General features: G+C 65.6%; 20 protein-coding genes and 1 pseudogene. 7 read left to right on the top strand and 14 right to left on the bottom strand.

What is annotated here, in order from left to right; translation table 11 throughout:
* Nucleotides 1-3 precede the first annotated feature (3 nt).
* Nucleotides 4-642 (bottom strand): LysE family translocator, encoded by a 639-nt coding sequence (locus ASPHE3_RS18850; protein WP_013602783.1) that lies wholly within the window; start codon nucleotides 640-642, stop codon nucleotides 4-6.
* Nucleotides 643-747: 105 nt separating this feature from the next.
* Between ASPHE3_RS18850 and ASPHE3_RS18845 the strand changes: the two genes are divergently transcribed.
* Nucleotides 748-1,203, top strand: coding sequence for an Lrp/AsnC family transcriptional regulator (locus tag ASPHE3_RS18845; RefSeq protein WP_081459876.1), 456 nt, complete (start codon nucleotides 748-750; stop codon nucleotides 1,201-1,203).
* Here the strand turns inward: ASPHE3_RS18845 and ASPHE3_RS18840 are convergent.
* Nucleotides 1,200-1,700: an Lrp/AsnC family transcriptional regulator gene (locus tag ASPHE3_RS18840; protein ID WP_174266621.1), complete on the bottom strand. Its 501-nt coding sequence runs from the start codon at nucleotides 1,698-1,700 to the stop codon at nucleotides 1,200-1,202. The two genes, ASPHE3_RS18845 and ASPHE3_RS18840, sit on opposite strands and share 4 nt — an antisense overlap.
* A 366-nt stretch (nucleotides 1,701-2,066) precedes the next feature.
* On the opposite strand from ASPHE3_RS18840, the gene gluQRS reads away from it, so the two are divergent.
* Together gluQRS and ASPHE3_RS18830 are read left to right on the top strand one after the other, a co-directional pair.
* Nucleotides 2,067-2,948 carry a tRNA glutamyl-Q(34) synthetase GluQRS gene (gene gluQRS / locus ASPHE3_RS18835; protein ID WP_013602780.1) on the top strand — a complete coding sequence of 294 codons (882 nt, stop codon included), beginning with the start codon at nucleotides 2,067-2,069 and terminating at the stop codon, nucleotides 2,946-2,948.
* 9 nt (nucleotides 2,949-2,957) lie between these two features.
* Entirely contained in the window at nucleotides 2,958-3,554 is a 597-nt protein-coding gene (locus tag ASPHE3_RS18830) for an HD domain-containing protein (protein ID WP_013602779.1), read from the top strand.
* A gap of 43 nt (nucleotides 3,555-3,597) precedes the next feature.
* On the opposite strand, the gene ASPHE3_RS18825 is transcribed toward ASPHE3_RS18830, so the two are convergent.
* From ASPHE3_RS18825 to ASPHE3_RS18810, 4 genes and pseudogenes are all read right to left on the bottom strand, one after another.
* Nucleotides 3,598-5,061: a carboxylesterase/lipase family protein gene (locus ASPHE3_RS18825; RefSeq protein WP_254362944.1), complete on the bottom strand. Its 1,464-nt coding sequence runs from the start codon at nucleotides 5,059-5,061 to the stop codon at nucleotides 3,598-3,600.
* 76 nt (nucleotides 5,062-5,137) lie between these two features.
* Nucleotides 5,138-6,394 (bottom strand): low temperature requirement protein A, encoded by a 1,257-nt coding sequence (locus ASPHE3_RS18820; protein WP_041652383.1) that lies wholly within the window; start codon nucleotides 6,392-6,394, stop codon nucleotides 5,138-5,140.
* Between the two features lie 45 nt (nucleotides 6,395-6,439).
* A pseudogene (locus ASPHE3_RS18815) lies at nucleotides 6,440-7,755 on the bottom strand (ATP-binding protein).
* A gap of 105 nt (nucleotides 7,756-7,860) precedes the next feature.
* Nucleotides 7,861-8,808, bottom strand: a complete 948-nt coding sequence (locus ASPHE3_RS18810) for an L-lactate dehydrogenase (RefSeq protein ID WP_013602776.1) — start codon at nucleotides 8,806-8,808, stop codon at nucleotides 7,861-7,863.
* A 160-nt stretch (nucleotides 8,809-8,968) separates the two neighbouring features.
* Here ASPHE3_RS18810 and ggt point away from each other — a divergent pair, with 160 nt between their 5' ends.
* Nucleotides 8,969-10,819 carry a gamma-glutamyltransferase gene (ggt, locus tag ASPHE3_RS18805; RefSeq protein WP_041652382.1) on the top strand — a complete coding sequence of 617 codons (1,851 nt, stop codon included), beginning with the start codon at nucleotides 8,969-8,971 and terminating at the stop codon, nucleotides 10,817-10,819.
* 115 nt (nucleotides 10,820-10,934) lie between these two features.
* Here ggt and ASPHE3_RS18800 read toward each other — a convergent pair whose 3' ends face one another.
* The 5 genes from ASPHE3_RS18800 to ASPHE3_RS18780 all read right to left on the bottom strand — a co-directional run bounded on the left by ASPHE3_RS18800 (nucleotide 10,935) and on the right by ASPHE3_RS18780 (nucleotide 17,386).
* On the bottom strand, nucleotides 10,935-12,449 hold the full coding sequence (locus ASPHE3_RS18800) for an amino acid permease (protein ID WP_013602774.1): 1,515 nt from the start codon (nucleotides 12,447-12,449) through the stop codon (nucleotides 10,935-10,937).
* A 33-nt stretch (nucleotides 12,450-12,482) separates the two neighbouring features.
* Nucleotides 12,483-13,913 (bottom strand): aspartate ammonia-lyase, encoded by a 1,431-nt coding sequence (locus tag ASPHE3_RS18795; RefSeq protein WP_013602773.1) that lies wholly within the window; start codon nucleotides 13,911-13,913, stop codon nucleotides 12,483-12,485.
* 6 nt (nucleotides 13,914-13,919) lie between these two features.
* Nucleotides 13,920-14,954 carry an asparaginase gene (locus tag ASPHE3_RS18790; RefSeq protein WP_013602772.1) on the bottom strand — a complete coding sequence of 345 codons (1,035 nt, stop codon included), beginning with the start codon at nucleotides 14,952-14,954 and terminating at the stop codon, nucleotides 13,920-13,922.
* A gap of 31 nt (nucleotides 14,955-14,985) precedes the next feature.
* Nucleotides 14,986-15,687, bottom strand: coding sequence for a FadR/GntR family transcriptional regulator (locus tag ASPHE3_RS18785; RefSeq protein WP_013602771.1), 702 nt, complete (start codon nucleotides 15,685-15,687; stop codon nucleotides 14,986-14,988).
* A gap of 139 nt (nucleotides 15,688-15,826) precedes the next feature.
* Nucleotides 15,827-17,386, bottom strand: a complete 1,560-nt coding sequence (locus tag ASPHE3_RS18780) for an alanine/glycine:cation symporter family protein (protein ID WP_013602770.1) — start codon at nucleotides 17,384-17,386, stop codon at nucleotides 15,827-15,829.
* Nucleotides 17,387-17,709: 323 nt separating this feature from the next.
* Between ASPHE3_RS18780 and ASPHE3_RS18775 the strand changes: the two genes are divergently transcribed.
* Together ASPHE3_RS18775 and ASPHE3_RS18770 are read left to right on the top strand one after the other, a co-directional pair.
* Nucleotides 17,710-17,976 carry a type II toxin-antitoxin system Y4mF family antitoxin gene (locus tag ASPHE3_RS18775; RefSeq protein ID WP_049786094.1) on the top strand — a complete coding sequence of 89 codons (267 nt, stop codon included), beginning with the start codon at nucleotides 17,710-17,712 and terminating at the stop codon, nucleotides 17,974-17,976.
* A complete protein-coding gene (locus ASPHE3_RS18770; protein WP_013602768.1) occupies nucleotides 17,973-19,220 on the top strand; it encodes a type II toxin-antitoxin system HipA family toxin in 1,248 nt (415 codons plus the stop codon). The genes ASPHE3_RS18775 and ASPHE3_RS18770 overlap by 4 nt, the downstream gene beginning before the upstream one ends.
* 6 nt (nucleotides 19,221-19,226) lie before the next feature.
* Here ASPHE3_RS18770 and ASPHE3_RS18765 read toward each other — a convergent pair whose 3' ends face one another.
* The 3 genes from ASPHE3_RS18765 to ASPHE3_RS18755 all read right to left on the bottom strand — a co-directional run bounded on the left by ASPHE3_RS18765 (nucleotide 19,227) and on the right by ASPHE3_RS18755 (nucleotide 22,223).
* Nucleotides 19,227-20,180 (bottom strand): prenyltransferase/squalene oxidase repeat-containing protein, encoded by a 954-nt coding sequence (locus ASPHE3_RS18765; protein ID WP_013602767.1) that lies wholly within the window; start codon nucleotides 20,178-20,180, stop codon nucleotides 19,227-19,229.
* 15 nt (nucleotides 20,181-20,195) lie between these two features.
* On the bottom strand, nucleotides 20,196-20,813 hold the full coding sequence (locus tag ASPHE3_RS18760) for a uracil-DNA glycosylase family protein (RefSeq protein WP_013602766.1): 618 nt from the start codon (nucleotides 20,811-20,813) through the stop codon (nucleotides 20,196-20,198).
* A gap of 165 nt (nucleotides 20,814-20,978) precedes the next feature.
* Nucleotides 20,979-22,223, bottom strand: coding sequence for an HNH endonuclease (locus tag ASPHE3_RS18755; protein WP_013602765.1), 1,245 nt, complete (start codon nucleotides 22,221-22,223; stop codon nucleotides 20,979-20,981).
* Nucleotides 22,224-22,369: 146 nt separating this feature from the next.
* Between ASPHE3_RS18755 and ASPHE3_RS18750 the strand changes: the two genes are divergently transcribed.
* Complete coding sequence (locus ASPHE3_RS18750) at nucleotides 22,370-22,873, top strand: hypothetical protein (RefSeq protein ID WP_013602764.1); 504 nt, start codon at nucleotides 22,370-22,372, stop codon at nucleotides 22,871-22,873.
* Nucleotides 22,874-22,884 lie beyond the last annotated feature (11 nt).

Below are 22,884 nucleotides of genomic sequence, written 5' to 3'. Positions count from 1 at the left end.
CCCCTACGCCGTGGTGAGCAACGGCAGCAGCTGCTCCGCGAGCAGCGCAGCGCCGAGCACCACCATGACCACCCCGCTGGTTAATGTCACCAGCCGCGCTGCCCCGGGCCGGCTCTGCAGAAGGGTCCGGGCAAGGATTGCCACTGCCGTATACACGAGCCCCGCCAGCAGCACGAACGTCAGTCCGAGCAGTCCGGACTGCACCGGGACGGGCAGGGATGCGTCGGTGCTGACGAACTGGGGGACCAGCGCCACGTAGAAGAGCAGGCCCTTGGGATTGATGCCGCTGGTGCCCATGCCCTGCAGGAATGTACGGATCCGGCCGGTGCCCCCGCCGCCTGGCCGGGCGGAGAAGCTGGCTTGGCGCCAACAGCGCAGCGTGCCGATGCCCAGCCACATGAGGTACGCCGCGCCTGCCAGTGTGATCCAGGCGAGGACGCCGGGCAGGCCCGTCAGAAGGGCCGCCAGTCCAGCCACCAGCAGGACAGTGTGCAGGACATAGCCGCCGCAGAGGCCTGCCACCGCCGGAACGAAGCTGCTCTGGCGCAATCCGGCCGAGATCGAGTAGGCCCAGTCCACGCCGGGGGTACAGGCCAGCGCCGCGGCCACCAGCACGAAGGCCAAAAACAGCTCCGGGTCCATTCTCTCTCCTGACATGCGGTCCGTCAGGGAAAACACTAAATACTTTCGCGGCGGAAGTGCTGTCCTTTTTCGCCGCGTCCCGCGCAGAACCGGTAAGATTCTTGCGTGATTGACCATATTGACAGGAATATCTTGCGCCACCTCAAGGAGGACGGCCGCATGACCGCTACGGCCCTGGCCGGCAAGGTCGGTTTGACGGTTGCGCCGTGCCACCGCCGGCTGCGGGACCTGGAGCAGTCCGGCGTGATCCGGGGGTACCGCGCGGACATCGATCCCTCAGCCGTGGGGCTCGGCTTTGAGGCGATTGTGTTCGTTACGCTGCGCCAGGTGGACCGCTCCACCATGGAAGTCTTTGAGACGCGGGTGGCCAACAATCCCAATATCGTCGAGGCCCAGCGCCTCTTCGGTTCGCCGGACTACCTCCTGAAGGTCATCGCGGAGGACCTGCCCGCCTACCAGCGTTTCTACGACGCCGAACTCACGTCCCTCCCCGGAGTGGAGCGCCTGACGTCCACGCTGGTGATGAAGAACCTGAAATCCAACGCCGGGCCGCCCGTCTAGGACCCCTTGCCGGCCCCGTCAGCGCCCGCCGTCTTCCGCTGTTCCTTGAGCAGGCCGGTCGTGCGGTAGGGGATGACTTCACGCAGGAACATGCTGGTGGAGGTGCGCACAATGCCGGGGCAGAGCCTGATTTCCTCCGAAACGCGGTAGAGGTCGTCGGGGCTCGTGGCCACCACCCGGATCAGCAGGTCCGTGTCCCCGGCAGGAGCGTGGCACTCCAAAACTTCCGGGATCTCCCGCAGGGCGGCGATGGCCTCATTGAGATGGCTTTGGTCCAGTTCGGCGCTGACTGAAGCCGCCACACCCCGGCCGAGTGCTCCTGGAAGGACCCTGCTGCTGTTCGGCCGCAACGCCCCGGACGAAGTCATGCGCTCCAGGCGGCTTTGCACTGTTCCCCGCGCGAGGCCGAGCCGCTGCGCCAGCACCATGATGGGAACCCGGGGGTCCTCATCCAAGGCCCTCAGGATCCGCTTGTCCGTAGGGTCCAGCTCCTGCAATCCGATCACTTCCTGTCGCTGCGCGGCGGGAGTACTAGTCAAATTGACCAGTTGAGATGCTGCCGCTTGCACCAACTGTAAGTCTACTGGTGGAATACTGGCAACGGGCCAGGCTACCGCCGAAACCCCGCAGGCTAAAGCTTCTCCGGCACACACCACCCGGGGAGTGCGAAAAACAGCTTCCCGCAAGGAGGCCGCCCTGATTGACTCTTGTTCACACCATTGGTCACTCACTCCACAAACACGGCAAGAGCCCCTGAACCACCGGCGCGTCGGATTCCTCGGCGTCCTCGGTAGCTGAGGGGCTCTTGTGTTGTCTCCCCTGCCACATCCGGTACAGCCGGTCCGCCCGCTTAGGCTGGTTCCATGACGTCCGCCGGCCGCTTCGCCCCCAGCCCCTCCGGTGAGTTCCATGTGGGGAACCTCAGGACGGCGATCCTCGCCTGGCTGTTTGCCCGCTCCACCGGCCGCAGGTTCCTGTTGCGGGTGGAGGACCTGGACCGCGCGCGGGCCGGTGCGGAGGAGGAGCAGCTCCGCGACCTCGCTGCCATCGGTGTCACGTGGGACGGGGATGTGGTGCGCCAGACCGCCAGACACGCTTTTTATGAGCAGGCAATTGTTCGGCTCCAGGCTGCCGGCCTGACCTATGAGTGCTTCTGCACGCGGCGGGAAATCCAGGAGGCGCCGTCCGCGCCGCACGCCCCTCAGGGGGCATACCCGGGAACTTGCCGCAACCTCGATCCCGCTGAACTCGAGTTCAAACGCTCCACGAGGCGGGCTGCGATCCGGCTGCGTGCCGACGTTGGGGAGTACACAGTCAACGACGTCCTGCACGGGCAGTTTACGGGCGTGGTGGATGACTTCGTGCTGCGCCGCAACGATGGCGTCACGGCCTACAACCTGGCAGTGGTGGTGGATGATGCCGGGCAAGGCATCGACCAGGTGGTCCGCGGCGACGACCTCCTGCCGTCCACTCCGCGCCAGGCCTACCTTGCAAGCCTCCTGGATATTCCTTCGCCGGAATATGCGCATGTCCCCCTGGTGGTCAATAGCGACGGCGTTCGGCTGGCCAAGCGCGACGGTGCTGTTACGCTGAAGGATCTCGCCGCGAAAGGGTTTCCCGCGGCAGGGGTGCGGGACCTGCTGCTGGAGTCTTTGGGCCTCCCGCCAGGGCCGCTGGGCCACGCACTCGCGGCCTTCAACCCTGCGGCGCTGCCGCGGGCACCATGGGTGTGGCACGCACCGTAGGCTTGGGCTATGCCAGAATCTCAGGACCAGCCAGCTGCCAGCAGTTTCACTCCCGACACGGCAAGGGTCCTCGCCGAGGTGGCGCACAACCGCCAGAAGGACAAGCTGAAGCGGCCGTACAAGGACCATGTGCTGGCCGTCGGTGATGCGCTGGAAGACTTCGACGACGACATCCGCATCGCCGGTTATCTGCACGACATCGCGGAGGACACTCCCATGACCCGCCAGGCACTCCTGGACATGGGCGTTTCCGGGCGCGCAGTGGACATCATCGAACGCCTCACGAGCCGCCTGCACCCCAACCCCGACGACTACCAGGCCGTGATCCGCGACATCGCGGAGGACCACGACGCCGCCCTGGTCAAGATCGCGGACAATGCCCACAACTCGCTGCCGGAGCGGGTCCAGGCGCTGGCGGAGAAGTGGCCGGACAAGCCGCCCGTCACCAAGTACCGCGATGCCCGCCCGGTGCTGTACGCCGCCGTCGAGGTGGAGGAGATCCGGAAGATCCTTGCCCGGGTCAATCCCTGGCTGCTGGCGGAGCTGGACGACCAGTTCGATGAGGACGACACCACGGACTACGAAAACCTGTCCTACGACTCCTAGCGGATGCCCTTCCACAGGTTCCGTTCCCAGGCCCGGGGATCGTTCACCACGCGGGAGTCCGTGCTGAAATACATCGTGCTCCGGCCGGCCGTGCTGTAATCCGGCCAGCCGGGGTCGCCGGTGGCCGCGAACGACACCCAAGCGGAGTGCATGGCATCGGCCAGCGGCTGGGCGGGTCCGTTCCCAGGAGGGGCCCGAACAGTCTGGAGTCCTTGTCCAAGGTGTCGAAGACGAAGGGGACCTCGACAGCGTGGACGGCACCGAGACCTGGCGCCGGCCAGCCAAACTCGTACATATACGTACGGGCCCTGCCTGTGGACGCCGCTTCTGCATGCGCTTCGGCCAGGAGGATCGCCGGTATCCGCACCCACCAGTCCGTCTCCACCGCGGCGAGCAGTTCCCCGGGGGAGCTGTCCGGGTAATGGGAGCGGTACTCCCGGAAGGCGGTTTCGGAGGGAAGCCCGTACGCGGACATCGGCGGGAAGCCGTCCACGCTGTTGGATTCCATCAGGTCCTGTTCCGTGACCTTCGTGATGGAGCCTGTGATCGCAAGGAACATTTTCCAGTCCTCGGCGTTGGTCCCCGCGATCACGTCCACCCCGGCGCCAGCGCCGCCTGCAATCCGGTCGATGGGCCGGCCCGGGACAACGTCCCCGTCGATGCTCGGCTGCCAGAGCATCGTGCTGGCCACTACATCATGGCCCCAGAACCCGGGATCCGGATGGGCGGCGAGATCCGCCTTCAGCTCCGCCTGCGCTGCCAGGAGACGAGGGGTGGGCACGGCGGCGAGGGCGCTCCTGCTGGGCTGAACGCCAAGCTTTTCGGCGAACAGCCGGCCGATCTTCTGTGCTGTTCCGGTAGGAATCGCGTGGTGGGCTGCCCCGCTCTCCAGGATGGCACGACGGAACAAACCATCGGCGCTGGGCATCGAAAGGAGCACGCCGATGCTCATGGCACCCGCCGACTGGCCGAAGACCGTGACGTTCTCCGGGTCCCCGCCGAACGCCGCAATGTTCTCGTGGACCCATTCCAGTGCAGCGACCTGGTCGAGCAGGCCCACATTGGCCTGGTTATCGCCGAGGTCAAGGAAGCCGTCCGCCCCCAGACGCCAATTGATCACCACGCAAACCACGCCGTCCCGGGCGAAGTTCCTGCCGTCGTATGCCGCCGTCGAGCCGATTTCAAACGCTCCGCCCTGGATCCAGACCATCACGGGCAGGCCGGTTGAACCCGGGCCGGGGGTCCAGATATTCAGGTTCAGGCAGTCCTCGCCGCCCAAGCTGGTGTCCCATTCGGAACCTGCACTTTCCGGCGGTGCCAGCTGGAAAGGTGCAGCGCCGTACAGGGTGGCGTCCCGGACGCCACTCCATGGCTGCACGGGCTGCGGCGGGCGGAACCGGTTCTCCCGAGCGGTCGGTGCAGCGTATGGAATACCCAGGAACCGGTGCACACCGTCCACGACGCTGCCGCGCAGCCGGCCCTGCCTGGTCATGACAACGTTGCCCATGCCTGCCTCCATAACGGTGGTTCGTTGTACCCTGCCACCTTGGCAGCCTGTGCGCGGCCGGGTGCAGGGCCGAAAGTCACGCCTGGGGAGCGGCAGCCTCCGCCTCAAGCTTCGTGAGGGCAACATGCAGCCGCTCGGATCCGCGGCGTTCATCGACGAGGATCGAGGCGCCGAGTGCCAGCACGATCACGAGCAGGCAGACGGGAACGGAGGCCCCGGCTGCGGCAAGCCCGACTGCGGCGGCAGTTGCTGCCAGCACTCCGGCCGCAACGCTGATGACGGTGCGGTCCGCTCCCACCATGACGCTGTACAACCAAGTGACCGAACCTTTGAACAGGGCTACGGGAATGGCAACGCTCGCCACAGCGGCGGCCGCGCTGATGCCTGTCTCGTTATCGATGTAATAGGCCGCCACGTGCAGCCCGCCGCCCGTGGCCGCGATGGCGGCGAAGATCGGAATGTGCCCGTAGCCGAAGAGGAAGGACCGGTGCCGGCGCAGGTGCAGCGCCTGTCCCGCCGGAAGCATGAAGTAAATCCACCACATCGCGAAGGCCAAGGCAGTCCCGCCAAAGCCCACCAGGGCGGCATCCACGCTCCAGCCGTGGTTGGCCACGATGGCGCGGAGGGTCTCGATGGCGCCAATCAGGCATTCACCCAGGGCAATGATGGCCAGCAGCCCGTACCGCTCGGCAATATGGTGCGCATGCCAGGGCGTCCTGGTCCTGCGCTCCGCCGCGAAAGGCGCGGCCATTTCCAAGGCCACCAGGGGAACGATCATCGCGAGCGTGGCAGGTACGTCCGCCTCGATAAAGAGCACCGCGATCCATCCCAGCTGCACCAGCGCCAGGTATCTGGCGTACCGCAGGCAGGTCTCGCGGCGGCCAGGATCCTGGCGGGCGGCCCGGAGCCACTGTGAAACCAGGGCCAACCGCATGATCACGTAACCGCCCACCATCACGGCGTTGTCCACGTGGTGGCCATCCACCAGGGAATGGAACATGGGTTCGATCCCCATGGCCAGGATGAGGACGCCCACAATCTGGATCATGGTGACCACCCGGAAGATCCAGTCATCGGTATCGTAGGCGCTCGCAAACCAGGTGAAGTTGATCCACGCCCAGATCACGGCGAACATCGCGAACGAGAAACCCAGCAGGCCGGCCATCACGTGGGCTTCGGCGATCTCATGGGCGAACTGGCTGCCGGCGACACCAAACGCGATGACGAATGTCAGGTCGAAGAAGAGCTCAAGCGGGGTGGCGGCGCGGTGCTTCTCGTGTGGATCGCGGCCGCCCATGCGCGCCATGGCATGGCGAAGGGGATTGGAAGACATGGGTCAAAGATTACGCCCCGCCGTTTCAGCCCCGGAAGCCGGAAATTACACCCGCCCCAACGCGTCGATATCCTCCAGGAAGTCCTGGTGCACTTCCGCGCTGACCGTGGTGCGGGTTTCGGCGATCGCGTCGAGGTAGTCGTGGGTGGACGGCCCTTTCCGCACCGCCTCCCGTACAGAAGCCGTGCCGCCCGACGCCAGCCCGCCGTCGTCGTACACTGCCTTCTCCAAGGCACGCTGGGAGGCGCTGCGGGCGGCGTACTCGATGTCCGCAGGGGAGAAGCCCTCAGTCCTCTCCACCAGCAGTTCCACGTCCACCGCGTCCACGACGGGTGCCGGGATGAAGCGCTGCCACATGGCTTCACGGGCCTGCCGGTCCGGCAGTCCAATGGGGATGACATAGTCGAACCGGCCGTGCCGCAGGAAGGCTGAGTCCAGGGCGCGGATGAAGTTGGTGGCGCAGACCAGCAGCCGGCCGGGCTGTTCGCGGAACGCCGGGATGATCTTGAGCAATTCATTGGTGACGCCCTGCAGCGGTGACGGCGGCTCGCCGAGCGCTGGGCGGCGATCTCCTCCACCTCGTCGATGAACACCACGGCGTGCTCCAGTTCGGCGATCTCCAGGAACGTTTCGCGCAGCGCGCCGGCGAGGCCCTGCGGGTCGGCTGCGAGGCGGGACGGGAAGACCTCCACGAACGGCCATTCCAGCCGGGAGGCGATGGCCTTGGCAAAAGTGGTCTTGCCGGTGCCCGGCGGGCCAAAGAGCACGACGGCGCGTGGCGGCACTACGCCGAATTCATCGGCGAGGTCGGCCTCGGCAAGGGGAAGGACCAGGCGGCGCTCCAGCAGTTCCTTCTCCTTGCGCATGCCCGCCACGTTCTCCCACAGGTCCCGTGCAAGGACGCGCCCGCCGAGCTGGCCCAGCGCACCAAGCTCCTGCCGCTGGACGGGAATGGTGCGTTCGAAGTAGCGCAGGTTCTTCTTCAGGGCGAAGCCGCGGCTGAGGAACGCCTCCACCCTGGTTTCGGATTCCGGCATGAGGGCGGAGAGCTTGTTCAGCCCGTGAGGCGCCATCCGGTTTTCGACGGCGGCGAGCAGCGAGGTGCCGATCCCGCGGCCACGGTACTCCGGCAGGGTGGCCAGGAAGACGATCCAGCCCTGGTCGTGCGCGGCGCGGCCCACGGCGGCGCCCACCACCTGCTCGCCCTGCACCGCCACCACAGCATGGTCCTTCTCGCAGGACGCGAGGACCTCCGAAAGGGCGTACACAGGTTCCACGTTATGCGCCTTGAGGGTCTCCCACAGGTGCAGGATCCCGTCCAGGTCGGCCGAATGGAAATCCCTGATGCGCCAGTTGGTCATGCGTTTACTCCTGAGGTGGTTCGTCGTTGAGCCAGCGTGGACTGCTCTGCTGAGCATATGCGAACCGCGGCGGCACGGGGTTGCGCCGCCGTTGCATGACGATGCTCAGACGCCCAGCGTATCCAGCGAGTGCCGCAGGGTGTCCGCCGAATGCTGGAGTGCTGCCAGCTCACCTTGGTCCATGGGCATCTCCAACACCGTGTGGACGCCGCCGCGTCCCACCACGCAGGGCAGGGAGAGTGCCACCCCCGAAATCCCGTGCTGCCCGTCCAGGACAGTGGACACCGGCAGTACCGCGTTCTCGTCACGGAGGAGGGCCTCCACGATCCGTGCGCCGGAGAGGCCGATCGCGTAGTTGGTTGCGCCCTTGCCCGCGATGACCTTGTAGGCCGCCTGGGTCACTTCACGTGCCGTTTCGGCGAGGTACTCCGGGGTGAACACGCGTTCCCCGTCCATCGTCCAGTCACGCACCGGGATGGGACCGATGGTGGCGGTGGACCATACTGGGAACTCTGTATCCCCGTGCTCCCCCACAATGCTGGCGTGGACGCTGGGTACAGCCACCCCTGCCCGGCGTGCCAGCAGCCAGCGCAGCCGGGAGGTGTCCAGGACGGTGCCGGAGGAAAAAATGCGGCCTGTCGGGAGTCCGGTGATCTTCTGCGCCGCCACGGTGAGGACGTCGCAGGGGTTGGTGACCAGGACGTAGACGGCATCGGGGGAGCGCTGGAGCAGTTGCGGCATGAGGTCTTCGAGGATCCGCACGTTGGTTCCGGCCAGGTCCAGGCGCGTCTGGCCCGGCGCCTGCTTGGCCCCGGCGGTAATTACGACGACGTCCGCACCCTCCGTCACCGCGATGTCACCGCCGCCGGTCATGGCGGCAGCGGCTGCAGCGAACTGGGTGCCGTGAGCCAGGTCCAGGACTTCGGCCTCGGCCTTGGCGGCGTTGACGTCGAACAAGGCAATGTTGCTGGCCGAACCACGGATCAGGGCTGCGTAGGCCAGCGAAGTGCCTACGCTTCCGGCACCAACTATGGCGAGTTTGGATCCTGACATAGGTACCTCGTCTTCCCGGGACCCCGCAGGGGCCCGCGCTGAGTGCTGCCCGCAACGGCTCTCATGCTACCGAGTGACGAGGGTAGGCGGGAACGTTGAGAGTGCCAGGCCTGAGGAGTAGCGTGTGACCCACCTCACCCACACCCCTTCAGGAGCAACCATGCCACATCTGGGACGCCGGCTTGCTGCAGTAACTGCAACGTTGGCGATGAGCGTGACCACCGGTGCCATCATTAGTCCAGCCGCTGCGCATCCGCGGGAAACGGACAGTGCCACAAAGGCCCCAACCGCCACGGGCTACGGCGGTGCGGTCAGCACCGTTGACCTGGACGCGTCGGCAGCCGCCATCGCGGTCCTCCGAAAAGGGGGAAATGCGGTGGATGCGGCCGTCGCCGCGGCTGCCACGCTGGGTGTCACGGAACCCTACAGCGCGGGCATCGGTGGCGGCGGCTACTTCGTGTACTACGACGCCGGCAGTGGTGACGTCAGCACGATCGATGGCCGGGAAACCGCTCCGGCGGCCATGCCCCAGGACGCATTCGTCAAACCAGGCACTGCTGAGGCTTACCCGTTCCGCAAGCAGGCCACCAGCGGGATGTCGGTGGGCGTACCCGGTACTCCGGCCACCTGGGAGCGGGCCCTGGAGCGCTGGGGGAGCCTGAGCCTTGCCGAGACCCTGGCGCCCGCCATTGATGTGGCAACAGAAGGCTTTGTGGTGGATGAGACTTTCCGCCAGCAAACGCTGGACAACAAGGACCGCTTCCTGCCATTCGAGGCAACAAGGGAACTCTTCCTGCCCGGACCCGGTAACGACGCGCCAGCGGTGGGTTCCACCTTCCAAAACCCGGACCTTGCGGAGGCGTACCGGATTCTCGCCGCCGAGGGCATGGACGCCTTCTACGAGGGTGCGATGGCCGAAGAAATCGTGTCAACGGTCCGGAACGCTCCCACCAACCCCGATCCCAACACACTGCCGGGTCCTGCCGGGGTGATGACAGCGGAGGACCTCGATGACTACGAGGCCCTGGACCAGGATCCAACGCACGTGAACTACCGCGGGTACGACGTTTATGGCATGGCGCCTTCCAGCAGCGGCGGCACCACCGTGGGTGAGGCGCTGAATATCCTGGAAGTGTTCGACCTTCCGGGCCTGGCCAGGGGCAACGGAAACGCAAAGAAGCAGCCGGACGTGCTGCACCACTACCTTGAAGCAAGCGCCCTCGCGTTCGCTGACCGCGGCAAGTACGTGGGTGATCCGGCCTTTGTGGACGTACCCACCGAGGAGCTCTTGGACCCGGTCTTCGGAAAGGAACGCGCCTGCGAAATAGATCCACTGAAGGCGGCACCCAAGCCGGTCCTGCCAGGTGACGTGGGCTCGTACGACGGCGTGTGCCCGGTGAAACCGGCGGCGCTGGATGAAAAGGCCGACACCGAGAACATCAACACCACCAACCTCACCGTCTCGGATAAGTGGGGCAACGTGGTGGAGTACACGCTCACCATCGAGCAGACGGGCGGATCGGGCATTGTGGTCCCTGGCCGCGGTTTCATCCTGAACAACGAGCTCACCGACTTCACGCCGGTCTACAGCGAGTCTGACCCGAACCGCATCCAGCCGGGCAAGCGGCCCCGTTCGTCCATGTCTCCCACCATCGTCCTGAAGGACGGAAAGCCCTTTGTGGCACTCGGGTCACCGGGCGGCGCCACAATTATCACCACTGTGCTGCAGACACTCATCAACCGGATCGACCTCGGCATGACCATTTCTGACGCACTCGCCGCCCCACGCGCCTCCCAGCGCAATTCCGCAACACCGCAGGCTGAGCCGGCGTTCATTGCAGTCAACGAGAAGCAACTCATGGAATTCGGACACCCGGCCTTCTCCCCGGTTGCCGAGCTGGGCGCCGCCACCGCCATCGAATTCCTCCCCGACGGCAGAACGGTGGCCGCAGCGGAACCGACCCGTCGCGGCGGAGGGTCGGCGATGGTCGTTAAACCGTCGCGCAAGTAACCCCCCGCAGAACTGCTCACGTAATCGGGCTGTTCAGTTAACCGCGACGGCGGCACCCAGGTTCTGTAGGTCCAGACCCCGGGTGCCGCCGTCGGGCGTTATGAAAGGGACGCTGCTACTTCTTGAAGGTGGCGGCGGGCGGGTTGGCGATGACGGGGGAGAGGCCGGTGTGGCCTTCGCGGGTTTCGGCGATTTCGTGGATGCGTTTGCGGCAGGCGTACCAGCCCAGGACCATGAGGACCGAGGCGATTGCAGTGACGAGCATGGTGAGCGGGGATTCGATGAAGACCATGATGAGGACGCCCACGAGGAAGAGCAGGGACAGGTAGCCGGTGTAGGGGGCGCCGAACATGCGGAAGGAGGGGCGCTCGAGCCAGCCCTTGTCGGCCCAGCGCTTGAGTTGGATCTGGCACAGGACGATGGTGGCCCAGGTCATGATGATGCCGACGGAGGCGACGTTGAGGACGATTTCGAAGGCCTGGGCGGGGACGAGGTAGTTCAGCGGGACGCCGAGCAGGGACACGGCGGCGGTGATGGCGATGCCGCCGTAGGGGACGCCGGCTTTGTTCATGCGGGAGGCGAACTTGGGGGCTGAGCCGTTGACGGACATGGAGCGCAGGATCCGGCCGGTGGAGTAGAGCCCGGCGTTCAGGGAGGACAGGGCGGCGGTGAGGACCACGAGGTTCATGATGACGTCCACGCCCTGGATGCCGATGGAGCCGAAGAAGGTCACGAAGGGGCTGACGCCCTTTTCATAGGCGGTGTAGGGCAGCAGCAGGGCCAGCAGGATCACGGAGCCGACGTAGAACACGGCGATGCGGAAGACCACGGAGTTGATGGCCTTGGGCATGATCTTCTCGGGGTTTTCGGTTTCACCGGCTGCGGTGCCGACGAGTTCGATGGAGGCGTAGGCGAACAGGACGCCCTGCATGAGGATGATCATGGGCAGCAGGCCGTTGGGGAAGACGCCGCCGTTATCGGACAGCAGGCTCAGGCCCACCTGCTGGCCGTCCACGGGAGTGCCGAAGATGACGAAGTAGGTGCCCACGATGAGGAAGATGACCAGGGCGGCGACCTTGATCAGGGCGAACCAGAATTCCATTTCGCCGAAGACCTTGACCGAGACCAGGTTCAGGCACAGGACCACCACCAGGGCGATCAGGGCCCAGGCCCATTGCGGGACGGCTGCCATCCAGGGGATGTAGTTGCCGAAGAAGTTCATGTAGAGGGCGGCGGCGGTGATGTCCACGATGGTGGTGGTGGCCCAGTTGATCCAGTAGAACCAGCCCGAGACGAACGCCGCCTTTTCACCGAAGAATTCGCGGGCGTAGGAGACGAACGAGCCCGACGAGGGCCGGTGGAGGACCAGTTCGCCCAGGGCGCGCAGGATCAGGAACGCGAAGAACCCGCACACGGCGTAGGCGATCACCAGGGACGGGCCGGCCGCGTTGAGCCGGCCGCCGGCACCGAGGAACAGGCCGGTGCCGATCGCACCGCCGATCGCGATCATCTGGATCTGCCGGGGCTTCAAATTCTTGTGGTAGCCCTTGTCCTCGGCATGCAGCGCAGCCTCCGAAGCATGGGCATGGCCACCATCAATAATGTGGTCAGGGAGCGTGGGATTCGACATGGGGGTCCTTGGGGTATCCGTTGGCATGGGGGATTACTTGCTCAGGTTGGCGAGGCGCTCAGGGCTGAGGAGCTCCTGAAGCTGGGTGTCGGTGAGGAGTCCGTGTTCCAGGACGAGTTCGGCCACGCCCTTGCCGGTTGCCAGTGCTTCCTTGGCGATGGCGGTGGCGGTGGCGTAGCCCAGGTGGGGATTCAGGGCGGTGACCAGGCCGATGGACTGCTCCACGGTACGGCGGAGGTGCTCGGTGTTCGCGGTGATACCCCGGATGCAGCGCGCGGTAAGGGTGCGGCACGCTGCTTCCAGGTGGGAGATGCTCTTGTGGAGGCTGTGGACGATGACGGGCTCAAACGCGTTGAGTTGGAGCTGTCCGGCTTCGGCGGCCATGGTGATGGTGACGTCGTTGCCGATGACTTCGTAGGCCACCTGGCTGACCACTTCCGGGATCACCGGGTTGATCTTGCCGGGCATGATGGACGAGCCTGACTGGACGGCCGGCAGGTTGATCTCGCCAAAGCCGGCGCGCGGTCCGGAGGAGAGCAGGCGGAGGTCATTGCAGATCTTGGAAAGCTTCACGGCCACCCGCTTGAGCACGCCTGACAGGTGCACGAAGGCGCCTACATCCTGGGTGGCTTCGATCAGGTCCGGGGCGGTGACCAATGGCAGGCCGGTCACCTCGGCAAGGTGCCGGCAGGCAGCTTCCGCGTAGCCGGCCGGCGCATTCAGGCCGGTGCCGATGGCGGTGGCGCCGAGGTTGATCTCATGGATCAGCAGTTCCGCCTCGGCCAGGCGCAGCCGGTCTTCACCGATGGTGATGGCATAGCTGCCGAACTCCTGCCCCAGGGTCATGGGCACCGCGTCCTGCAACTGCGTGCGGCCCATCTTGACCAGGGTTCGGAATTCCAGGGCCTTGGACGCGCACGCTTCCTCCAGTTCGGCCAGTGCGTCCAGCAGTTCGCGCGCGGCGAAGATGGTGCCGAGCTTCACGGCCGTGGGATACACGTCGTTGGTGGACTGCGAAAGGTTCACGTGGTCGTTGGGGTGCAGCCGTGCGTAGTCGCCCTTGGGGTGGCCCAGGATTTCCAGGGCGCGGTTGGCGATGACCTCGTTGGCGTTCATGTTCGACGACGTCCCCGCGCCGCCCTGGATCACGTCCACCACGAACTGGTCGGCCAGGTGGCCATCCAGCACGTCCTGGCATGCCTGCTCGATCGCGTCAGAGCGTTCCGCATCCAGCAGGCCAAGTTCGCGGTTGGTGCGGGCGGCGGCGAGCTTCACTGCTGCGAGGCCGCGGACCAGGTGCATGTTGGAGGAAAGCTTCTGCCCCGTGATGGGGAAGTTCTCCACTGCCCGGAGCGTGTGCACCCCCCAGTAGGCGTCGCCGGGAATATCGCGGTATCCGAGCAGGTCGTGTTCAGAGCGAACACCGGGTGTTGCGGTGGCCGCTGCGGTTTCGATGGCAGTCATGGGTCCTTACGGGGCTTCGTTGACGGGTACGGACGGTTGGTTCAGAAAGTTGGTTGCCTGGAGCAGGCCCACCTGCTGCCCGCCGCCGAGGACGGGTGCGGTGGCGATGGTGGAGAGCGATGAAGTATCAATTCCCAGAGCTTCGAGCAGTTTCACGGTGGCCGGCATCCGGGCGCGGTCGCCGCCGTCGGAAATCTTCACGGCCACGGCTGATCTGTCCGCCAGTCCCACCAGCTGGACGCCCTCAAAGCCGTCCTTGGCCACCGAGCCCGGGAGGAGGCGCATCAGCCCGGTGACGTCGCGGCTTTCCCCGGCCACCATCTCGGGGTGCTGTTGCATGGCGAGCCCGACGGCGGCTGCCGCAGTGCCGTCGTCGTCCGCGGCGGCGCGGGCAATCAGCCCGAAGGCGCGGGCCATGCCCGGCAGGGTCAGGGCAAACAGTGGCGTGCCGCAGCCATCGGTGCTCAGGGCGAGGGGTTCTTCATCCGTGAGTTCGGTTACGGTCTCAGCCACAAGCTGCTGCAGCGGGTGATCGGGGTGGAGGTAGCCTTCGACGGGCCAGCCGTTGATGACACAGGTGGCGGCCATGGCGGCGTGCTTGCCGGAGCAGTTCTGGGTGAGCTGCGTGGCCCCGCCGCCGTTGCGCAGCCATTCCGCACGCTCAGCCGTTCCATACGGGAGGTCGGCGCTGTTTTCGAAGTCGCTCACGCTGAGGCCGTGCAGTTCGAGGATGCGCAGGGCGCCATCGCGGTGCTGGGCGGCGCCGGAGTGGCTTGCTGCCGCGAGGGCAAGAAGGTCGGCGGGCAGTTCGAGACCGGCGCGGACCATGGCCACGGCTTGGAGCGGCTTGAGGGAGGACCTGGGGTAGAAGGGCGCGGTGGGGTCGCCGGCAGCGGCGGCAATCGCTCCGTTCGCGTCGAGGGCAACTGCTGATCCGTAGTGGACGCTTTCCACCAGTCCATCGCGGGTGGCGGTGACCAGCGGGGTGTGCTGCGCGAGGATGGCAGCAGTGCGGGCAGCGGAAAGCGCAGGGGAGAGCATGGATTCCTTGGGGTGGTGTGCTTAGCGGGAGCTAGTTGTTGAGGATGGAGTCGAGGGCCACGCCCACGGCGTGGAGGTGATGGGCCATGGCCGCGCGGGCCTCCTCCGCGGAGCCTGCCTCGATGGCGGCAAGGATCTGCTGGTGTTCCACGTCTGAGGCGTGCTGCCGGTCTGCCACCATGTTCAAGGTTTCGGACTGGTGGGCCAGGGCGTCGCGGATATCAGCCACCACACTGGCAAAGACCTTGTTGCCGCTGGCCCGGGCGATGGCCGCGTGGAAGCTGGAGTCCAGGGCTACCCAGGACTCAGGGTCGGTCTCGGTGCCCATGGCGGCCACCAGATGCCGGAGGGTGTCCAGCTCCTCCTCGGTGCGCCGTTCGGCAGCGAGTCCGGCGGCGGGGACCTCGATGTGGGGACGTGCCTCGGTGAGGTCCCGGGCGGAGTACTGGCCGAGGGTGAGGTCGTTCGCCACCTGGTTGGCCACCACGAAGGTGCCCTTGCCCGTTTTCGTGACAGTCAGGCCCAGTGCCGTGCAGGAGCGGAGGGCTTCTCGGATGACCGAGCGGCTCACGCCGTACTGCTGCGAGAGCGTGGCTTCGGAACTGAGCTTGCTGCCGACGCCCAGCCGTCCGGACTCGATGTCCTGCCGGATCGCGTTGAACACCGCTTCGGCGGCGCTAAGCCGCGCGAGGGGAGCAGGCTGTCCTGCTGTCCGGCTGTCTGACAGGTTCACGCTTTAAATATGGCAGGGGTCACAAGCGGTGTCAATGCGGGTTCACCCTAAAGGGGAGGTTGAGCACAAAAGGGGCCAGCGCCATGGCGGCGCCGGCCCCTGCGTCCGCGGGGAGGGAAGGTGGCTGCGTGGTCCGGCGCTAGGCCCGGTGCGTTCCCACCTCGTCAGCCTCGGCGGCGCCGAGCTTGTGGAGGTCGCCACACTTCCGTTCTGCCAGGTAGGCCTTCATTTCGCGTTTGATGACCGGGAGCAGCATGTACACGCCCAGCAGGTTTACGAACGCGCAGATGAACAAGGCTGCATCGGCGAAGTTCAGGACCTGGGTGAAGGTCAGCACCGTTCCCACTACCGTGAAAAACAGGAAGACGCACTTGTAGCTAATCTCGGATGCCTTGCTGCGCCCGAAGAGGTATTCCCATGCCTTCAGTCCGTAGTAGGACCAGGTAATTAGCGTCGAGAAGGCGAACAGGGCCACTGCCACGGCCAGGACCACAGGGAACCAGGGCAGGACCGTGGCAAAGGCATCGGACGTGAGGATAACGCCGTCGGGCGCGCCTTCGCCGGCCTGGACCTGATCGATTCCGGACTGGAGGCTCGGTGCGCCGGCAATGACAATCGCAAGGGCAGTCATGGTGCAGATGACCACTGTGTCAACGAGGGGTTCGAACATGGCAACGAAGCCCTCGCTGACCGGGCGGCGGGTCTTCACGGTCGAATGCGCAATGGCAGCTGAACCCAGGCCCGCCTCGTTGGAGAAGGCGGCGCGCTGGAAACCGACGATCATGACGCCCACCAGGCCGCCGGCCATTCCTGCCGGGTTGAAGGCGCCGGTGATGATGGCGTTGAAAGCGGCCGGTACCTGGCCGATGTTCACGAAGATGACGAAGAGGCAGGCAATCACGTAGACGGCTGCCATGGCCGGCACGAGCCGGCTGGTGGTGGCGCCGATAGATTTCATGCCACCAAGGATCACGGCGGCAACAAGCGTTGCGAGGATGAGGCCGAAGACCAGTGCAGCGCCAGCGCTTCCGAGAAGGCCTTCATCGCCACCAGTGACGTTCCTCATCTGTGCAAACGTCTGGTTGGCCTGGAACATGTTTCCACCCGCGACACCAAAGATCAGGATGGAGACGGCGAAAATTCCGGTGAGGACCTTGCCCGGCCACTTGCCGAACTTCTTGAAAGCAATGGGCAGGTACTTGAAAGGGCCACCCGTAACGGTGCCGTCTTCATGCACCTCGCGGTACTTGACGCCCAGGGTGCATTCGGCAAATTTGGTGGCCATGCCCAGCAGCCCGGCCAGGATCATCCAGAAGGTGGCGCCGGGACCGCCGAGCGCCATGGCGGCCCCCACGCCCGCGATGTTTCCCAGACCCACGGTTCCGGACAGGGCAGAGGTCAGTGCCTGGAAGTGCGGCACCTCTCCAGGATCGTGGTGGGCTGAGTATCGTCCGCGCACAACCTCGTAGGACACCTTGAGGCCGCGGAACTGGATCAGCCCCAAGTAGATGCTGATGATGACTCCGGCGGCAATAAGCCAGGCCACTACGGCGGGAAAACTGACGTCGCCGATCGTGATGGGGAAGAAAACTACTGTCGAAAATATCTCAGCGGCCGGGCGGAACACCGCATCGATCGCTTCTTCTACTGATGCGAGCCAGCCGACGTCATCGGTCACAGCCATGGGTATTGCCTGCATGGGTTCCATACTCTTTTCGTTTGCGGGTTGCGGTCTGCCCGCCTCCGTTCAGACAGCGCCTGCCTGAACTCCCCCAACAGATGTGAGCTGCGACATAGTCGCTCCAACGTATGCCAATCGAGCCGAAAACTCGACCTTGGGCTTGCCGGCCGAATCTGGTAAGGAACGGACTTGCGCGCAAGTTGCGCCCGACAGTTAGCCGACGCGGGCGCAGGATGGGCGCGCCGGTATGTTCGTACCGTTTTACCCCTGTCGCATGGCCGGGGCTGGCGCTAGACTCGCAAAAGACGTCGAAGCGGAACGATCGTACCTATTGGAGCTCTATGACTCGAGGAATCAGTGAGGTGCTCGCGGCGGAGGTCAGGAGGCGCCGTGCGGCTCTCCATCTGACACAGCAAGACCTCGCCGATATGGCAGGAGTCTCAGAGCGTTTTGTCCGCTTCGTCGAGCAGGGCAAGCCGAGCATCCAGCTGGATTCGCTCGTTGCCGTCCTTGAGACGCTGGGACTCGAGCTGCAGCTCACCCCACGGACCAGCGGAGCCGTCCGCGCGCTCCCAGGGCCCTCCGCTGAAAAGGGTGCCCACCTGTGAGGCACCGCATCGCCGATATTTACAAGGCAGGAGTGCTGGCCGCGCGGCTCGAGCGGCACGATGGCGGCACGCGCTTCAGCTACCTACCCGCCTACCTCCAAGCCGGGGGACCCGCCGTCGCCACTTCCCTGCCGCTCAGCAGCGGGCCGGTCCTCTCCGCCGCAGGGGCGGCGCCGCCTTATTTCACTGGTCTCCTGCCGGAAGGCCGGCGCCTCAACGCACTGCGGCGCTCCATCAAAACCAGCGCTGACGACGACCTTTCCCTTCTCATCGCGGCCGGTGCAAACCCCGTAGGCGACGTGCAGATCGTGGGGCACGGCGAGCCGTTGGGGCCGGATGATCACGCCGTCCCGCTCGATCCGAGGCAACCGGTGGACTTCGACCAGCTTCTTGGCGACCCTGACCTGATTGACCCGGTGGCACTGGCGGGGGTGCAGGACAAGATGTCAGCCGGCATGATTTCAGTGCCGGTGACGGGGACGGGACACCAGTTCATCCTGAAACTCAACGCGCCGGAATTCCCGCACGTAGTGGAAAACGAGCTGGTGATGTTCCGGTACGCGGCCAAGCTCCGGATCCCCCTGGGCCGGGTCCGGCTCATCCGGGACATCGCGGGCCGGCCCGGACTGCTGGTGGAGCGTTTCGACCGCCTTCCGGAGCCAGGGGCTCCGGAAGGCGTGCGGCGGCTGGCCGTTGAGGACGCGGCGCAGGTGCTCAAGCTTTACCCGGCGGACAAGTACAACGTGGGTTACAGCGATGTCTGCCGTGCGCTGGCTTCCCACTGCGCCGCGCCACTACCCGCCCTGCGGAACCTCGCCATCCAGGGTGCCTTTGCCTGGCTGACCGGCAACGGGGACCTGCACGCCAAGAACGTGTCCATGGTCCAGCAACCCCATGGGGAGTGGACCATCGCACCCGTGTACGACATCCCCTCCACAGTGGTTTACGGCGACAAGACGCTTGCGCTGACCCTGGACGGAAAACGGACCGGGATCTCGCGCCGCCACTTCCTGGGCTGGGCCACGCAGCTCGGCCTGACCGAGCGGGCCGCTGCCCAGGTACTGGACCTCGCCTTGAAGGCGACGGGTCCCCTCATTGCCGATCTGGAGGCGGGGACAGCATTCCGGGGCCTGAACGGGAGTCATGCAAAGAGTGCCGACGACGGCGGCTCGCCGTTTTCCGGTCCGGTCACCAGGGCATGGGTCAAGGAGTTGAAGCACCGGCGGCGGCTGCTGGAAGGCTGAGACGGGCTAGGAAGGCCCGTACCACCGCAGGACCCTGAGGGCGCGGAGGGTGTTCCACCTGCTGGGCTCGCCGTCCCCGGCCTCAAGCGCGAAGTGCACCTTCCCGGGATGGGTGTTTTCCAGCAGCCAGGTGCCGTCCCGCTGTTGCTTGGAACGGACGATGCCCACTGCTTCGGCGAGGCGCTTGTCGGGAGCGCCGGCCGTTTCACCTGGGAGTTCACCCGCGGCACGGAAGTAGTCGAGCCCGCGGAGTACGTCGTAGTACCAGCGGGTGGGGAAGGAAAACTTCAGCCAGTCATCGCTGATCACTGCACCTGTGGACTCCCTCCTCAGCAGGGAACGCTTGAGCAGGTATTCCTCGCCCCGGCGCCGTGCTTCCCTGGAACTGCTTGTTCCGCCAGTCGCCCGTTCGTGCTCGAGCAGGCCCTCAAGGACGCAGATAGTGGTGTGGAAGGACGAACGTGTGGAGCCCCGCTCCACATCGCAGTTCCAGCCGCCGTCGGCCAACTGCCCACCGGCGAGCCGATCCACGACGGCGTCCACGTCCTCCCCGAAGTAGGCGCCGAGTGCCACGGTCATGCCGTTGATACAGGGTTCCACCTCACCCTCGAAAAAGGGCTGGCCCCCTTCTTCCCAGCGGCTGTTGGCCTTGACCAGGCTGATTGCGTGGCGGGCCTCCTGGCTCGCCGGGTCCAGCCCGAACTCACGCAGGAGCAGCAGGGTGTATGTCGTTGCCGTCCACGGCTGACCCTCAGGGTCGTCGTCGTGGGACGGCCAGTATGTTCCGCCGTCCCATTGGCCGCCTGCTTCCTGCAGTGCCAGCAGCCTTGCACCCCAGCTATGGGTCGCAACCCGCTTCCGTTCGGCAGCAACCTCTTCGGGTGAAGCGACGGCAAGGTCGCGCAGGACCTGCCAGCGGACAGCAGGATCGGAATCGAGCAACCAGTCCAGTACATCCATCCGCGGCACCAGGTCTCAGAGGTGCTGGATGCCCGCCCGCTGCATGGCGTCCTTGTAGATCTCCACGCTCTTGGCCAGGAGTTCTTCCTGCTTCGCCTCGGAGACGGCGAAAGCGCGTCCCCCCAGCGCCGTGGCCTTGTAGACCTTGATGCCGCTGTTCTTCAACGGCTGGTGGTAGGTCTTCTCGAAGAGGGTGAGGAAGGTGGAAGCATCGGTGCCGTGCGCGATGATGGCCGATACCCGGGAATTGATCTTGAGGAACTGCCGGAAGGGACGCAGGCCATCAGTCTTTTCCTGCACGTTCAGCGCTGACGGCATATCCGGGTCCCGCACCCAGGGGTAGGCGTTCCAGGGCATCACGTACCGGGGGTCCAGCTCCGCGAGTTCGTAAATCTGCGTGGCGCGGCGTGCGGCCTCGTCGTCGTTGTAGTGCGAAACAAAGCCGGACTCGGTGCCCTTTCCGGGGCTGACCTGCAGGCTCACGATGCGGCACTCATCTTCGTCGTGCACCGGGTCGATATAGGGGACGACAGATCCCGGCTTCTTCTCCATCAATTCATCGCAAAGCTGCGTTACCTTCGCGATGTTCGGTTCCTGTAGCAGGGCCTTTTTCTCGTCCCAATCAATCGTCACGATTTCTCCCTCAGCAGCAAGGCGTCCAGAATCAGGCGTCTTAGGCCACTCTACGCTTTTGGGCTGAAGGGTGGGCAGGCGGAGTTTCCTCTCCCTTCTGCCACCTGGTGCTTTTGGCCCCGCCGCTGCGTCTATGTTGCCCGGGAATGCCGTCGGCGCCCGCGCTTAAGTGCCATAGGAGGAGGCAGGCGGATCCGTGTTAGCCAAGGCCGTGCCTGACGGCACGGGGGCGGAACAATCTATGCCGGAGGAGGCCGTCCCCGGCAACGGCGGGGCGGTGGAGTGATAGGTGTGGCCGGTAGGCGTTTGCAGTTCCACTGAATGACGCCGCCGTGGTCCGGCCAGTGTGCGCGCTGTCCAGCCGGGCGCTTCTTTGGTGTGGTTGCAGGCTTCGCAGAGGCCTTGGCCGTTGCCGGCTGTGGTGGGGCCGTCCTGGTGCCAGGGGATGATGTGGTCCTGGTGGCGGATCGGCGCGTCGCAATAGGGGGTGCGGCACACGTTGTCCCGGACCTGCAGGAATCGCCGGAGCCCTGGTGGGAAGAGCCGGGCCGGTTCGCTGTCGCCGTGGAACAGGGTGCGGTCGCTCATGACGAGCTGGATGTCCACGCCGCTGATCCCGCCCGGGGTGCCGGTGACGCGTTCGACGAGCTGATCGGCCATGACGGCGCCGCGGGACCGGTCATCCCCGCCGGCCTTGACGGTGTCCGCATGCCTGCTCAACGCGGCATAGGCGGCCACGCCCTGGGCCACTGGAAGTAATGCTGTCAGGTAGGTCATGGTGTCCGGTGCCGGCCGCAGGCTCACCGTTCGTTCCGTGACTGCCTGGCTGGACCGTTTAGCGACAGACCGCGGATCCCGCCGATAGGCCGCGGCCCGGGCAGCAGCAACAATGGCCCGATCCCCGGCGCCGTCGAAGGTTCCGGTGTCGGCGGCGAGTTCCTGGTCGACGGCCCACCGGTCCTCGGGGGACAGGCAGACGGTTTCCTTCACGATGAGGGTGGCCCGCCATTCATTCAACTGCCCGGACTGCAAAGCTGCGAGAGTTCGGGGCATCCCTGTGGTCAAGGCCTTCGCCAATCCCAGGAGTGTGCCGCCACGGGATGGGGACTCCCGGCGGGCCAACGCTATTTCAGCCCCCACCCCCGCACCCTGCTCATCAGCCGGGACACCAGCCGCTGCCCGCTCCTGCCGCCTTTGCACCTCAAGGGCCGCGGCGATGCGTGCCTGCTTCGCGGCCAATGCGGATTTCACGTCCTCGAGTTCCCTGATCTGGTCAATCTTTCCCCGGCTATCCATGGCGACAGGCACGGCGGCCAGCAACGCAAGGACATCAGCAACACAAGGACCAGGAACGCCTCCTGCCTTCACAACACCTCCCGCACCAAGCCCTGTTCCCGCCGTCGCCACCATCCCCCCAGCCTTCCAGCACCCCAGTCCCGACGCACTCACCCACCCGCCCTATGTGGATAATCCGAGGCAAACCTGCCCGCCGTCCGAGCTGTCCACATAGTGCTTTCCAGCACGGCTGTTCGGCAGCCGTGCTGTTCAATAAAGGGATGCAGTTCGACAGAAAGGGCCTCAAGCTCGAAGGCTTCTCCGGTTTCCGGCCGATCGACGCGCTGGACGCCATGCGCATCCCGCAGGGAACGGGGCTGTTCGCAGTACTGGCACCGGAGGGGTTCCAGCCCCGCTTCCTCAAGAAAAGCACCGCCGGCGTCTTCAAGAAGAAGGATCCCTCGCTTCCGGAGGCGGCCCTGGCCACAGAATGGGTGGACACCGCAACGGTCCTTTACCTGGGCAAAGCCGGCCCCGGCAGCAAAGGCAACCGGGGCCTCAGGCGGCAGATCCAGGAATTCCTCGACTTCGGGCAGGGCAAGCCGCCGGGGCACTGGGACGGCCGCCTGGTCTGGCAGCTCGCTGACGCTGAAAAGCTGGTCATCGCGTGGAAGGAACTTCCGGCGGAACAGCTCTCCAAAGCCGAGGCGGACTGTCATGCAGCGTTCATCGCAGAGTACGGAAAGCTTCCCTTCGCCAACCTGGTGAGGGCCCGCGCAAAGTGAACGGAGCGGCA

Origin of the sequence: Pseudarthrobacter phenanthrenivorans Sphe3 (genome assembly GCF_000189535.1) — a bacterium.
Lineage (GTDB): Bacteria > Actinomycetota > Actinomycetes > Actinomycetales > Micrococcaceae > Arthrobacter > Arthrobacter phenanthrenivorans.
The sequence above is the reverse complement of the archived record's forward strand: the minus strand, read 5'-3'. Positions and strand labels throughout refer to the sequence as shown.

Excerpts from the sequence above, each read along its gene's own strand:
- ASPHE3_RS18755 (WP_013602765.1), bottom strand. The coding sequence starts at position 22,223 with ATGGTGGCGACGGCGGGAACAGGGCTTGGTGCGGGAGGTGTTGTGAAG.
- ASPHE3_RS18795 (WP_013602773.1), bottom strand. The coding sequence starts at position 13,913 with ATGACTGCCATCGAAACCGCAGCGGCCACCGCAACACCCGGTGTTCGC.
- ASPHE3_RS18800 (WP_013602774.1), bottom strand. The coding sequence starts at position 12,449 with ATGTCGAATCCCACGCTCCCTGACCACATTATTGATGGTGGCCATGCC.
- ASPHE3_RS18830 (WP_013602779.1), top strand. The coding sequence starts at position 2,958 with ATGCCAGAATCTCAGGACCAGCCAGCTGCCAGCAGTTTCACTCCCGAC.
- gluQRS (WP_013602780.1), top strand. The coding sequence starts at position 2,067 with ATGACGTCCGCCGGCCGCTTCGCCCCCAGCCCCTCCGGTGAGTTCCAT.
- ASPHE3_RS18850 (WP_013602783.1), bottom strand. The coding sequence starts at position 642 with ATGGACCCGGAGCTGTTTTTGGCCTTCGTGCTGGTGGCCGCGGCGCTG.
- ASPHE3_RS18765 (WP_013602767.1), bottom strand. The coding sequence starts at position 20,180 with ATGGATGTACTGGACTGGTTGCTCGATTCCGATCCTGCTGTCCGCTGG.
- ASPHE3_RS18790 (WP_013602772.1), bottom strand. The coding sequence starts at position 14,954 with ATGCTCTCCCCTGCGCTTTCCGCTGCCCGCACTGCTGCCATCCTCGCG.
- ASPHE3_RS18750 (WP_013602764.1), top strand. The coding sequence starts at position 22,370 with ATGCAGTTCGACAGAAAGGGCCTCAAGCTCGAAGGCTTCTCCGGTTTC.
- ASPHE3_RS18780 (WP_013602770.1), bottom strand. The coding sequence starts at position 17,386 with ATGCAGGCAATACCCATGGCTGTGACCGATGACGTCGGCTGGCTCGCA.
- ASPHE3_RS18775 (WP_049786094.1), top strand. The coding sequence starts at position 17,710 with ATGACTCGAGGAATCAGTGAGGTGCTCGCGGCGGAGGTCAGGAGGCGC.
- ggt (WP_041652382.1), top strand. The coding sequence starts at position 8,969 with ATGCCACATCTGGGACGCCGGCTTGCTGCAGTAACTGCAACGTTGGCG.
- ASPHE3_RS18810 (WP_013602776.1), bottom strand. The coding sequence starts at position 8,808 with ATGTCAGGATCCAAACTCGCCATAGTTGGTGCCGGAAGCGTAGGCACT.
- ASPHE3_RS18825 (WP_254362944.1), bottom strand. The coding sequence starts at position 5,061 with ATGGGCAACGTTGTCATGACCAGGCAGGGCCGGCTGCGCGGCAGCGTC.
- ASPHE3_RS18820 (WP_041652383.1), bottom strand. The coding sequence starts at position 6,394 with ATGTCTTCCAATCCCCTTCGCCATGCCATGGCGCGCATGGGCGGCCGC.